The sequence below is a fragment of the Streptomyces sp. NPDC036813 genome (assembly GCF_055609245.1).
The window spans coordinates 370,057-382,666 of sequence record NZ_JBVJPV010000005.1 but is presented as its reverse complement, the minus strand read 5'-3'; the positions used below and the strand labels follow the sequence as shown (position 1 = coordinate 382,666).

The window sequence follows — 12,610 nt, the reverse complement described above, 5'->3', positions numbered from 1 at the left end:
TTGCGGGACGTCCTCGGCAAGTAGCGTGAAGAGGCCGGCGACGGCAGACAGGACGACGCGATCGAGCGGCTGCGCGCCCCGATCTGGAGCAGCTGTGGCGAATGGCGCTGCCCCGCCTGCACCTGATGTGACGTCAGGTAGGTCAGCATCTGGTCAGCGTCAGTTCCGGACATCCCGAAACGGTGACCGAACAGGTACCCCGTTGATGGCGTCACAACAGCCTGGTCGGCGCGGAAGCCCAGGTAGGAAGGCTTTCCTCCTAAGAGAAGCGATGTTCCTCACAATCATCGACTTCGACCCGTCCCCGTGTAGAGTGAAGACCGCCCTTGACCTGTACAAAGCAGGCAGGGAGCCGTCTTTCAGGAGTCCAAAGTGCTGCGTACTCTGTTCAAGTCCAAGATCCACCGCGCCACCGTCACCCAGGCCGACCTGCACTACGTGGGATCCGTGACCATCGACGCCGATCTGCTCGACGCCGCCGATCTGCTGCCCGGTGAGCTGGTGCACATCGTCGACATCACCAACGGCGCGCGGCTCGAGACGTACGTCATCGAGGGGGAGCGCGGGTCCGGGGTGATCGGCATCAACGGAGCCGCCGCCCATCTCGTGCACCCCGGCGACCTGGTGATCATCATCAGCTACGCTCAGGTCACCGACGCCGAGGCGCGGGCGCTGACGCCGCGGGTGGTGCACGTGGACCAGGGCAACCGGATCGTGGCCCTGGGTGCCGACCCGTCGGAGCCGGTGCCGGGCTCGGACCAGGAGCGCAGCCCGCAGGCCGTCACGGCCTGACGCCGACCCGGGACCGATGATCAGGAGCGTGGCCATGAGCGACATCGACATCCGCGACGACCGGGCCGCCGGCCGGCTGGAGGCCCTCGGCGACGGCGAGGTCGTCGGGCACATCGAGTACTTCGTGCTCGACTCCCCGCGCACCGCCCTGGTCCCGGTCCACACCATCGTCGAGCCCGCGCACGAGGGGAAGGGCATCGCGTCCTCCCTCGCGCGCGAGCTGTACGCCATCGCCGGGCGCGAGGGTGTTCCCGTCGCCCCCCTGTGCCCGTACGTCGTGAAGTGGGCCGCCAAGCATCCCGACGAGGCTCCGGCCGCCGACCCCGAGCTGCGCACCGCGGCGAAGGAATGGCTGGCCGCCCATCCTGGGCGGTTCTAGCCACCGGCTCCCGAAAGGGCTCTTTCCGTCGGCGTGCGTCCGGGGTGACGCAGGTCACATCAGAAGCTGTCACATCGGGGTGGGCCGACCCGTCGTATGGGTGCAACCGACCACGACGCACAGGGAGCCCATGATGGACGCTCGGCTGAACCTCTTCGAGAACCCGGTGGCGGGCAAGCTCATCCGGCACTTCAACTCCGCCGGGAAGGCGATCGCGGACTCCTCGCTGCCCGCCGCGACGCAGGAGTTGGTGAAGATCCGGGCCAGCCAGATCAACGGCTGTGGCTTCTGCACCGACATGCACACCAAGGACGCGGCGGCCGCGGGGGAGACATCGGTCCGGCTCAACCTCGTCGCCGCCTGGCGGGAGGCGACGGTCTTCACCGAGGCCGAGCGGGCTGCCCTGGAACTGGCCGAGGAGGGCACACGGATCGCGGACGCGGCGGGCGGCGTCTCGGAGCAGGTGTGGGCGAACGCCGCCAAGCACTACGACGAGGAACAGCTCGGGGCGCTGGTCGGGCTCATCGCCCTCATCAACGCCTACAACCGCGCGAACGTCCTCGTCCGACAGCCGGCGGGCGGCTACGAGCCGGGCATGTTCGGCTGACGGGGCGTCCGGTCGGGGCGCGGGGCACCGGGCCATCCGGCGGGGCAAGGGGATCGACCGGTGGGGGCAAGGAGGGCGTGAGGCGGGGGAGGGGCGCGGCGCCGGCCGGCGTCGCCCCCGCGCCGTCCACCGTGAGCCCTCGCCCCCGCGCTGTCCACCGTGAGCCCTCGCCCCCGCGCCGTCCACCGTGAGCCCTCGCCCCCGCCGGCCCGGTCCCCGGACCCCGTACCGGCGTTGGGCCATGCGGAGGGTGCGTCGCGGCTCCACCGGGTGACTGGCCGCGCGGGCGCCGGGTACGCGGGGGAGTAGTCCAGGAGCCACCGTCGACCGACTGGCCGGAGGACGCCATGACCGACCCGTACCACGACCCGGTGCACCCGGGCCCGACACCCGGCCCCCACCCCCAGCAGCCCTACCCGGAGCCGGTGTCGCCGCCGGATCCCTCGCCGGCCCCCCCACCGCCGGGGCCGGGCCCCGAGCCGACTCCGCAGCCGCCGGGGCCGGGCCCCGAGCCGACTCCGCAGCCGCCGGGGCCGGGGCCTGACCCCACGCCCCAGCCGCCGGGGCCGCCACCCGTCCCCCAGCCCCCTGGTCCGGGGCCGCAGCCCACGCCGCCACCCCCGGGGCCCGGGCCGATCCCGCCGCCCGGGCCCGGCCCGAACCCGCAGCCCCCGGGCCCGACCCCGCTCCCGGAGCCGGACCCGTCACCGATCCCGCCCGGCCCCGAACCGGTCCCGAACCCGGAACCGGGTCCGCCGCTGACCTAGGGCACGTCGAGGGTGGCTGCGAGGAGCAGGGCGGTCACGCCTCCCCTCACCGAGCCCCGCCCTCCTACGCCGTGACCTCCGACCGGTCCCCGCCCCACAGCGTGTGGAAGGAACCCTCGCGGTCGACGCGCCGGTAGGTGTGCGCGCCGAAGAAGTCGCGCTGGCCTTGCGTGAGCGCGGCCGGGAGGCGTTCGGCGCGCAGGGCGTCGTAGTAGGCGAGGGCCGCGGCGAAGCCGGGGGTCGGCACGCCCTGGAGGGTCGCGGCGACCAGCACCTCGCGCCAGCTGTCCTGCGCCGCCGCGATCTCCCGGGCGAACGTCTCGTCGCTCAGCAGGCTCGGCAGGTCCGGCCGTGCGTCGTACGCGGCGCGGATGCGGTCGAGGAACGCGGCCCGGATGATGCAGCCGCCGCGCCAGATCGACGACACCGCGCCGAGGTCGATCTCCCAGCCGTACTCCTCGCTGCCCGCGGCGATCTCGTGGAAGCCCTGCGTGTACGACACGATCTTCGAGGCGTACAGCGCCTGCTCCACCCGGTCGGCGAAGGTCGCCGCGTCCGCCTTGGACAGCGGCGCCGCCTTGGGACCCGCCAGCTCGCGGGACGCGGCCCGCAGCGCCGCGTGGCCCGACAGCGACCGTGCGAAGACCGCCTCCGCGATGCCCGACACCGGCACGCCGAGGTCGAGGGCGATCTGCACCGTCCAGCGGCCGGTGCCCTTCTGCTCGGCCTGGTCCACCACCACGTCCACGAACGGCTTGCCCGTGGCCGCGTCGACGTGCGCCAGCACCTCCGCCGTGATCTCGATCAGATACGAGTCGAGCCGGCCGGTGTTCCAGGTGCGGAAGATCTCCGCGATCTCGGCCGGCGTGTACCCGGCGACCTCGCGCAGCAGCTGATACGCCTCGCCGATCAGCTGCATGTCGGCGTACTCGATGCCGTTGTGCACCATCTTCACGAAGTGCCCGGCGCCGTCGGGACCGACGTGCGTCACGCACGGCGCCCCGTCCGCCGCCTTCGCGGAGATCTTCTCCAGCATCGGACCGAGAGAGTCGTACGACTCCGTCGAGCCGCCCGGCATGATGCTCGGGCCGTTGAGCGCGCCCTCCTCGCCGCCGGAGATGCCCGTGCCGACGAAGTGGATGCCCCGCTCACGCAGCTCCCGCTCCCGGCGCCGGGTGTCCGCGAAGTGCGCGTTGCCACCGTCGATGATCATGTCGCCGGGCTCCAGCAGCGGGGCGAACTCCTGGATCACCGCGTCCGTCGGATCGCCGGCCTTCACCATGATCACCAGGCGGCGCGGCCGCTCCAGCGCGTCCACGAACTCCTTGGCGGTCTCCGTCGCGACGAAGTCGCCCTCGTGCCCGAACTCCTCCACCAGCGCGTGCGTGCGCGCAGCCGTCCGGTTGTGCAACGCCACCGCATAGCCGTTGCGCGCGAAATTACGGGCGAGATTGCGGCCCATCACCGCGAGTCCAGTGACGCCGATCTGCGCTGAAGTGCTCATACCGCCTGCTCCCGAAGACCTAGAAGACATGGGGACTGCAAGACATGGGAAGGGTGGGGGAAAGATCGTGCCGTTCCTGCCCGCCAGTATCGCCTCTCGACCATGCTGACGTGCCGGTACGCCGGCCGCACATCAGGCGGCGCCGCACCCTCAGTACGCACGGAAGGCGCCAGGCGCCTCAGCTTTCGGCTCAACGGACGGCTATTCCCGGCCACTTGACACCGCCGGGAGGCCGAATCGCTGTCTTGTCATGGTCTGTTCCCGGCGCCTACTGTGCCGCTCCTGACGCTCACGCGTGTCGAGGGGGGCTCCCAGCATGGCCGTACGCGGCCGGCACCGCCGGTACCAGCCGAACAGGATCAACCGCGCCTCACTCACCGTCACGGCGGGCGGTGCGGGCATCGCCCTGCCGCTCATCGGTGCCGGTGCCGGTGCCGCGCACGCCGCCGACGCGAGCACCTGGAACAAGGTCGCCGCCTGCGAGTCCAGCGGCCACTGGAGTGTCAACACCGGCAACGGCTACTACGGCGGCCTGCAGTTCACCCAGTCCACCTGGGCGGCGTACGGCGGCACCAAGTACGCCGCGCGCGCCGACCTCGCCACGCGGCAGCAGCAGATCGCCGTCGCGGAGAAGGTGCTCGACGGACAGGGCCCCGGCGCCTGGCCGGTGTGCTCGGTGCAGGCCGGGCTGACCAGGGGCGGCCCGGCACCCGACGTCCACCCGGACAGCGCCCGCACCGCATCCCGGCCCGTGGAGCGGTCCGCCGGGCGGTCGTCGGTGCGCGACGTCCAGCCGCAGACCACGCCCCAGTCCCGGGCGGGCCGGACCGAGATGTACACCGTGCTCCACGGTGACACCCTCTCCGGCATCGCCGAGACACAGCACGTGGCCGGGGGCTGGCAGCGGCTCTACGAGGCGAACCGCACCACCATCGGCGCCGACCCCGACCTCATCCTGCCCGGCCAGCGGCTGCGGGTGCACGGCGGAGGTGCGACGAAGGCCGCCCCGAAGAGCCACGGCCACGCAGGCACTACGGCGCCGGCGAAGAGGACGGCGAAGGAGCCGGCGAAGAAGAGGGCGGGGGAGAAGACCAGGAAGGCCACGCCGGAGCCGAGCCGGAAGGCCGGCGGTCACGCCCTCGTCGCGCCCGTCGGCGGCGGCATCGGCACGCCGTACCACGTGGCGGGCTCCTCCTGGTCGAAGGGCTACCACACCGGCGTCGACTTCCCCGTGCCGACCGGTACGTCCGTGCGGGCCGTCGGTTCGGGCGAGGTCGTGGACGCGGGGTGGGGCGGGTCGTTCGGCTACCAGGTGGTGATCCGGCACGCCGACGGCCGCTACACCCAGTACGCGCACCTGTCGGCGATCTCGGTGCGGGCGGGGCAGTCCGTGGGCGGCGGTCAGCGCATCGGCCGTACCGGCTCCACCGGCAACAGCACGGGCCCGCACCTGCACTTCGAGGTCCGGACCGGACCCGGCTTCGGGACGGACGTGGACCCGCTGGCGTATCTGCGGGCCGGCGGCGTCAGGATCTGACCCGGGCGCGATGCCGGTCCGGCACCAGGACCGGCACGCCCGGCACGAGCACCGGGACACAGGCACTGACAAAGAGCGGGGCACAGACGTGGAGCACCTCGTCGGTCCCGCTCGCCGCCTCCCCGCTCCGGTGCGCCGCCGAGCCGGAACCCGCCGAGGCCGCGGGAACGGGCCGTACCCCTCCCTGCGCGGGCACGGCCGCCACGACCGGCACCTCGACGGACGCCGGCACCGGCACCTCCGGCGACCCCTCCACCGATGCCGGGTCCGGCGCCGGCACCTCCGGCGACGCCTCCGCCGACTCCCGTCCCCCAACCGGCGCGTGCAGCGGCACATCCACCGGTACGTTCACCGCTGCGTCCACGGAACCCGCGTCGGCCCGGTACGACAGCCCCGCCGTCTCCACCGCGGGCACCCCCGCCATCTCGGCCCCGGCCGCCCCCGCCGTCTCCGCCAGCCGCTCCGTCGTCAGCAGGATCAGCCCGCCCGCCGCGAGGACCCCGCACCCCAGCGCCAGCACCGTGCCGGTCGTGCCGTGGCGGAAGGTTTCGCCGAACATCGTGATGCCCACCGCCGCCGCGACCACCGGGTTCACCACCGTCAGGGTGGCCAGCGGCGCCGTCAGACCGGCGCCGCGGTAGGAGGCCTGGGACAGCAGGACCCCGGCACAGGCGAACACGCCGATGACCGCCAGCGACGGCACGTCGGACACCGCCGGGCCGCCGGTGAGGTCCACGGCGACGGTCTTGGTGAACACCGAGGACATGCCGAACGCCACGCCCGCAGCGGTCGCCAGCAGCACGCCGCGCACCGCCGGATGCCGGTGCGCGGCCCGGCCCGCCACCATCAGCGCCGCGACCGCGGCACCGGCGACCAGCGCGCTCGCCACGCGCTGCGGCGTGTCCAGCGACTGCGCCGCCGACATCCCGACCAGGGCCAGCAGGCCCGCCAGGCCCACCGTGGCCATGATCGCGCCCCGCCAGGCGGTCGCCCCGGCCCGGCGGCCGACGAACAGGGCCGCCATGGGCAGCGCCAGCACGATCGTGAGCGCGCCGAGCGGCTGCACCAGGCTGAGCGGGCCGCAGGCGAGCGCCACCACGTGCAGCAGACCGCCGAGGCCGTTCAGCGCCAGCGCACCCCACCAGGCGGGCCTGCGCAGCGGTGCGTAGCTCTCGCCGGCGCCGGTCGCGGCGACCCGCTCCTGCACGATCGCCCCGGCCGCGTAGGCGACGGCGGAGACGAGCGAGAGCAGGACGGACAACGCGAGGGCGCTCATGAGCGTCTCCTTCGCGGGAGGCGGGGGCTCCGGGCCCGGCGCGACGAACGGTCGGCTTGCATGGGCAACACCATGCCGCTTCGCCCTCTTCCCGTCGTCGTCCCTGAGCACGCAATGCTTCCTACTGCCGATGGAGTACGACTCGTGTCCCGTCATCCCTCAGAGGGGTGACAGGGGTGACGACCCGGTGATCACGGCCCCGAACGCCCTTGGTACTACTGCTGCTCGTGGACCTCGACCCCGACCTCGCTGCCCTGCGTCCGCTCGGCGGGTTCTTCCTCCTGCGCACGGCCGCAGCCGCGCACGGTGCGCTGCCCACCCTCGCGGACGCCTACGGCGGCGCACGCGCGCGGGTCCGACCGGATCCGCTCGACACCCGTGTGCGCAGGGTCGCCGTCGGTATCCGCGCGCCCGAGGCCCGGGTCGCGGCGTCCATCGCCCACCAGGGGCTGGCGGCCCGGCTGTGGTCCGTGGCCCTCGGCTGTGCCGTGCTGTACCGCACGCTCCCCGACCTCGCCCCGGGGCTGCTGCGCTGGGATCCGCGGGGCAGCGCCCCCGACGACCTGTGGCTGACGGAGCTGCGCCCGGACCCGCACGCCGGGGACGCGCCGGGGGACCACCCCCGGGCTGCCGCGCAGGATGTGGCCCGCGCCGTCCTGGACGGCCATCTGCACCCGCTCGCCACTGCCCTGCGCGCCCGTCACCGCCTCGCCCCCGGTCTGCTGCGCGGCAACGCCGCCTCCGCGCTGGCCGGAGCCGGCCGCCAACTGGAGGGATGGGCGCTCGCCCACGGCCGTCCCGACGCCGCGTCCCGCGCCCGCACCCTGACCGCCGCCCTGCTCGCCCACCCGGACCTCGCCGAAGCCGGCACCCTGACGGCTCCCGCGACCGGCACTCCGGCCGGCCCCCAGACATTCCGCCGCCGCAGCTGCTGCCTGTACTACCGGGTGCCCGGCGGAGGCGTGTGCGGCGACTGTTGCTTCTTGAGGCCCCCGCGCTCTTCCCCACGCGCCCCGTCTGGGTGACCATGAAAGGAGACCGTTGGGCAACTACCGCCGAGCACAGGGGGTCGACGGGTGCGAGTGGGACTGCTGACCCGGGAGTACCCCCCGGACGTGTACGGCGGCGCGGGCGTCCATGTGGAGTTCCTGGCCCGCGAACTCGCCCCCCTGGTCGATCTCGACGTGCACTGCTGGGGCGAGGGCTCGAGCGCGGACAAAGCGGCCGGCATCCAGCGCCACCGCTCCTGGTCCCGCCTCGACGACGCCAACGACGCGCTGCGCACCTTCTCCGTGGACCTGTCGATGGCCGCCGCCCTGCAGGGCCGCGACCTGGTCCACTCGCACACCTGGTACGCCAACCTCGGCGGCCACCTCGCGAAGCTGCTTTACGGCGTCCCGCACGTGGTGACCGCGCATTCGCTGGAGCCGCTGCGCCCCTGGAAGGCAGAGCAGCTCGGCGGCGGCTATGCGCTGTCCGGCTGGGCCGAGCGCACCGCCATCGAGGCCGCCGACGCGGTGATCGCCGTCTCCGGCGCCATGCGCGAGGACATCCTCGCCTGTTATCCGGCGCTCGATCCGGCCCGGGTGCACATCGTCCACAACGGCATCGACACCGCGCTGTACCGGCCCGACCCCGGCACCGACGCCCTGGTCAGAGCCGGTGTCGACCCGCGGCGCCCGTACGTCCTGTTCGTCGGCCGCATCACCCGGCAGAAGGGCGTCCCGCACCTGCTGCGGGCCGTGCGGGACATCGACCGGGGCGCGCAGGTCGTGCTGTGCGCGGGCGCGCCCGACACGCCGGAGATCGACCGCGAGTTCCGCACGCTGTACGAGGAGCTGAGCGCCGTACGCGACGGGGTGCACTGGATCCCGCGCATGCTGCCGCGCCCCGAGGTGATCCAGCTGCTCACCCACGCGGCGGCCTTCGTCTGCCCGTCGGTGTACGAGCCCCTCGGCATCGTGAACCTGGAGGCGATGGCCTGCGGCACCCCGGTGGTCGCCTCCCGGGTCGGCGGCATCCCCGAGGTCGTCGAGGACGGCGAGAGCGGGGTACTCGTCGACGTGGACGAACACTTCGAGTCGCGTCTCGCCCGCGCGCTGGACGGCGTCCTCGCGGATCCGGCGGCCGCCCGGCGGATGGGTGAGGCGGGACGCGAGCGGGCGGTCACCCGGTTCGGCTGGGACGCGGTCGCGCGGCGCACGGTACGGCTCTACGAGGAGATTCTCGGCGGCACCAAACAGGCGTAACGCGCCCTGACCAGGGGCAGGCATCGGTCAACCAGGTGAGGGGAGCGGCCATGCGTCGTGGTGGTCCTTCGGTGCTCGGCATCGTGCTCGCGGGCGGAGAGGGCAAGCGACTGATGCCCCTGACCGCCGATCGCGCCAAACCGGCGGTCACCTTCGGCGGGACGTACCGCCTCGTCGACTTCGTGCTGTCCAACCTCGTCAACGGCGACATCCTGCGCATCTGCGTGCTGACGCAGTACAAGTCGCACTCGCTGGACCGGCACATCACCACGACCTGGCGGATGTCCAGCCTGCTCGGCAACTACGTCACACCGGTCCCCGCCCAGCAGCGCCTCGGCCCGCGCTGGTACCTGGGCAGCGCCGACGCGATCCTGCAGTCGCTGAACCTGATCCACGACGAGCAGCCGGAGTACGTCGCCGTGTTCGGCGCCGACCACGTCTACCGGATGGACCCCCGCCAGATGCTGGCCCAGCACATCGAGGGCGGCGCGGGCGTCACGGTGGCCGGGATCAGGGTGCCGCGCAGCGAGTCCTCGTCGTTCGGCGTGATCACACCCGGTTCGGACGGCCGGACGGTGCAGCGCTTCCTGGAGAAGCCGGCCGACCCGCCGGGCCTGGCGGACGACCCGGCGTGCGTGTTCGCGTCGATGGGCAACTACATCTTCACCACCAAGGCGCTGATCGAGGCCCTGCACCGGGACGCCGAGGACGAACGTTCCGTGCACGACATGGGCGGTTCGATCCTGCCCCAGCTCACCGAGCGCGGCGAGGCGCAGCTGTACGACTTCAGCGCCAACCACGTTCCCGGCGAGACCAGCCGCGACCAGGGCTACTGGCGGGACGTGGGCACCCTGGACGCGTACTACGAGGCGCACATGGACCTCATCGCCGAGCGTCCGGCGTTCAACCTCTACAACCGGCACTGGCCCATCTACACCCACTCCACCGACCTGTCGCCGGCCCGCTTCAACGCCGGCGGCATAGCCGGCGAGTCGATCATCAGTGCGGGGTGCCTGATCCGCGGCCAGGTCACCCGGTCCGTGCTGTCCCCGGGGGTGGTGGTCGACCCGGGTGCGGTGGTGCAGGGTTCGGTGCTGCACGACAACGTGCACGTCGGCCGGGGCGCGATCGTGCGCGGCGCGATCCTCGACAAGAACGTGGAGGTTCCCCCGGGCGCAACGATCGGCGTCAACCCGAGCCGGGACGCGGAGCTGTACACCGTCTCCAAGAGCGGGGTGATCGCCCTCGGGAAGGGCCAGCGGGTGTCGTAGCCTGCGGACCGGTCAGCCCTTGGCCTCCTGCATCGCCCGGAAGTTCTTCATGATGGCCTCGCTGGTGGGGCGCACCTCCCGGGTCGGGCTGAACTGCAGGGCCTCGGTGCCCGGCGCGGTGCGTACGGGGACGTGCCCGGGCGGTGCGTAGTATGCGTCGCCCTCCTCGTAGACCTCGTCGTGGTCCGCGTAGTGGAAGATCAGCTGCCCCTTGAAGACGTAGCCCCAGTGCGGGCACTGGCACCGGTCGTCGGGCAGCCCCCGCAGCAGCGGCGTGTGATCGACGTTCTCCCGGAAGGTGATGAAGTCGACCGTGTAGTCGTCCAACTCCTCGGACCGGTCGAGAACGATTCCGAAGTCGCCGCCCTGGGAGGCCGTCTCCCTGGATACCTTCGACATCTCCCTCGCCCCTTTCTGCAGAGAGTGCCGTCGCAGCGGACTCGCTGCGACACAGGGGACGCCTCCATTCTTCGCCGTCGGTGACGAGGGAGCCACTCGCCCGCCGCGGACTCCAGACGGCTGTTCGGCTCCACCCTGCCGTCCCTCCCGACGGCGAACGCGCCCCGCTCGGTGGTGAGTACGGCGGTGCCCGGCCACGCCTGGCCGGTGCGGCAGGGAGCTGAACGGGCTGCCGGTCCTGACCGCCGCCCCCGGTCGGCCCGCGGCCGTCCGGGTGGGGTGTGGCGCAGGAGGGGGGCCTGCCGCGGCGAACTGACCTCAGTTGTCCCATGAGTCCCACCCCTCACTCGAAGGGCGGGACTTAATCTGCTGTTAACTGAGCGTAGCCTGATCGTACTTGACCGTAATCGGGTGCAGGGGTTTGACTGCTGGTTCATCCGTCCGTCGACGCGAGGCAAGCCCTTGACTTCTGATCTGCTCGCACCCCTCGATCTGGCGTTCTGGAACATCGAGTCCCCCGAGCATCCCATGCACCTGGGCGCCCTCGGCATCTTCTCCGCCCACTCGCCGACCGCGGGCGCGCACGCGGCCGACCTGCTCGCCGCGCGCGCCGCGGCCGTGCCCGGGCTGCGCATGCGGATCCGCGACGTGTGGCAACCGTTGCGGGCACGCCCACCGTTCTCCTTCGGCGGGGCCGTCCGCGAACCCGTGCCGGACTTCGACCCGCTCGACCACATCCGGCTGCACGCACCCACCGCCGACTTCCACGCCGAGGCCGGCCGGCTCATGGAGCGCCCGCTGGAACGCGACCGGCCGCCGTGGGAGGCGCATGTGCTGCCCGGCGCCGACGGGGTGTCGTTCGCGGTGCTGTTCAAGTTCCACCACGCCCTGGCCGACGGACTGCGGGCGCTCGGGCTGGCCGCCGCCATCCTCGACCCGATCGAGATGCCCGAACCCCGGCCCCGGCCCGCTCAGCCGCCGCGCGGACTGCTGCCAGACGTGCGCCGGCTCCCCTCGCTGGTGCGCGGCGCGGTGTCCGGTGCGCTGTCCGACGTCGGCCGCGCCCTCGACATCGGTGCCTCGGTGGCCGCGTCCACGCTCGCCATGCGCAGCACGCCCGCGCTGACCGCCGAGCCGTCGGGCACTCGCCGCACGGCCGGCGTGATCCTCGACCTGGACGACGTGCACCGCGTCCGCAAGACCGTCGGCGGCACCGTCAACGACGTGCTGATCGCAGTCGTCGCCGGGGCGCTGCGCACCTGGCTCGACGAGCGCGGCGACGGCAGCGAGGGTGTCGCGCCCCGCGCCCTGATCCCGGTGTCCAAACGCCGCCCGCGCACCGCCCACCCGCAGGGCAACCGGCTCTCCGGGTATCTGATACGGCTCCCGGTCGGCGAGAGCGACCCGCTGGGCCGGCTCGCCGCGGTCCGCGTCGCCATGGACCGCAACAAGGACGCCGGCCCGGGCCGGGGCGCCGGCGCGGTGGCGCTGCTAGCCGACCACGTCCCGGCGCTCGGTCACCGGCTCGGCGGGCCGCTGGTCTCGCAGGCCGCCCGGCTGTGGTTCGACATCCTGGTCACCAGCGTGCCGCTGCCCAGCCTCAGCCTGAAGCTCGGCGGGAACCCGCTCACCGCGGTCCACCCGCTCGCGCCCCTGGCCCGAGGCCAGTCCCTGGCGGTCGCGGTCTCGACGTACCAGGGCCGGGTCCACTACGGCCTCGTCGCCGACGCCGAGGCCGTACCCGATCTCGACCGGTTCGCGGCGGCCCTGTCCCGGGAGGTGGAGACACTGCTCACAGCGTGCGCCGACTGAGCCCGAACGGTTTGGTC

11 protein-coding genes are annotated in these 12,610 nt (G+C 73.0%); 8 read left to right on the top strand and 3 right to left on the bottom strand.

Going from position 1 to position 12,610, the window contains the following annotated elements:
• Positions 1 to 372 precede the first annotated feature (372 nt).
• The 3 genes from panD to ACZ67Q_RS14235 all read left to right on the top strand — a co-directional run bounded on the left by panD (position 373) and on the right by ACZ67Q_RS14235 (position 1,778).
• Entirely contained in the window at positions 373 to 792 is a 420-nt protein-coding gene (gene panD / locus ACZ67Q_RS14245; protein ID WP_471180974.1) for an aspartate 1-decarboxylase, read from the top strand.
• Between the two features lie 34 nt (positions 793 to 826).
• Positions 827 to 1,171: a GNAT family N-acetyltransferase gene (locus ACZ67Q_RS14240; protein ID WP_471180971.1), complete on the top strand. Its 345-nt coding sequence runs from the start codon at positions 827 to 829 to the stop codon at positions 1,169 to 1,171.
• 133 nt (positions 1,172 to 1,304) lie between these two features.
• On the top strand, positions 1,305 to 1,778 hold the full coding sequence (locus ACZ67Q_RS14235; RefSeq protein ID WP_471180969.1) for a carboxymuconolactone decarboxylase family protein: 474 nt from the start codon (positions 1,305 to 1,307) through the stop codon (positions 1,776 to 1,778).
• A gap of 831 nt (positions 1,779 to 2,609) precedes the next feature.
• Here the strand turns inward: ACZ67Q_RS14235 and gndA are convergent.
• A complete protein-coding gene (gndA, locus tag ACZ67Q_RS14230) occupies positions 2,610 to 4,049 on the bottom strand; it encodes an NADP-dependent phosphogluconate dehydrogenase (protein WP_471180966.1) in 1,440 nt (479 codons plus the stop codon).
• A gap of 316 nt (positions 4,050 to 4,365) precedes the next feature.
• Here gndA and ACZ67Q_RS14225 point away from each other — a divergent pair, with 316 nt between their 5' ends.
• Positions 4,366 to 5,586, top strand: a complete 1,221-nt coding sequence (locus tag ACZ67Q_RS14225) for a transglycosylase family protein (protein ID WP_471180963.1) — start codon at positions 4,366 to 4,368, stop codon at positions 5,584 to 5,586.
• On the opposite strand, the gene ACZ67Q_RS14220 is transcribed toward ACZ67Q_RS14225, so the two are convergent.
• The gene (locus ACZ67Q_RS14220) at positions 5,576 to 6,862 is read right to left on the bottom strand and encodes a DMT family transporter (RefSeq protein ID WP_471180960.1); all 1,287 of its coding nucleotides are present in this window, start codon (positions 6,860 to 6,862) and stop codon (positions 5,576 to 5,578) included. The genes ACZ67Q_RS14225 and ACZ67Q_RS14220 overlap by 11 nt on opposite strands.
• A gap of 227 nt (positions 6,863 to 7,089) precedes the next feature.
• Here ACZ67Q_RS14220 and ACZ67Q_RS14215 point away from each other — a divergent pair, with 227 nt between their 5' ends.
• From ACZ67Q_RS14215 to glgC, 3 genes are read left to right on the top strand one after another with little or no spacing between them, the layout of a single operon-like run.
• Entirely contained in the window at positions 7,090 to 7,887 is a 798-nt protein-coding gene (locus tag ACZ67Q_RS14215; RefSeq protein WP_471180958.1) for a (2Fe-2S)-binding protein, read from the top strand.
• 51 nt (positions 7,888 to 7,938) lie between these two features.
• On the top strand, positions 7,939 to 9,111 hold the full coding sequence (glgA, locus tag ACZ67Q_RS14210; protein ID WP_471180955.1) for a glycogen synthase: 1,173 nt from the start codon (positions 7,939 to 7,941) through the stop codon (positions 9,109 to 9,111).
• Between the two features lie 50 nt (positions 9,112 to 9,161).
• Positions 9,162 to 10,382: a glucose-1-phosphate adenylyltransferase gene (gene glgC, locus ACZ67Q_RS14205; protein ID WP_361633540.1), complete on the top strand. Its 1,221-nt coding sequence runs from the start codon at positions 9,162 to 9,164 to the stop codon at positions 10,380 to 10,382.
• A gap of 12 nt (positions 10,383 to 10,394) precedes the next feature.
• Here glgC and ACZ67Q_RS14200 read toward each other — a convergent pair whose 3' ends face one another.
• A complete protein-coding gene (locus ACZ67Q_RS14200) occupies positions 10,395 to 10,781 on the bottom strand; it encodes a cupin domain-containing protein (RefSeq protein WP_471180951.1) in 387 nt (128 codons plus the stop codon).
• A 462-nt stretch (positions 10,782 to 11,243) separates the two neighbouring features.
• Between ACZ67Q_RS14200 and ACZ67Q_RS14195 the strand changes: the two genes are divergently transcribed.
• A complete protein-coding gene (locus ACZ67Q_RS14195; RefSeq protein ID WP_471180948.1) occupies positions 11,244 to 12,593 on the top strand; it encodes a wax ester/triacylglycerol synthase family O-acyltransferase in 1,350 nt (449 codons plus the stop codon).
• Positions 12,594 to 12,610 lie beyond the last annotated feature (17 nt).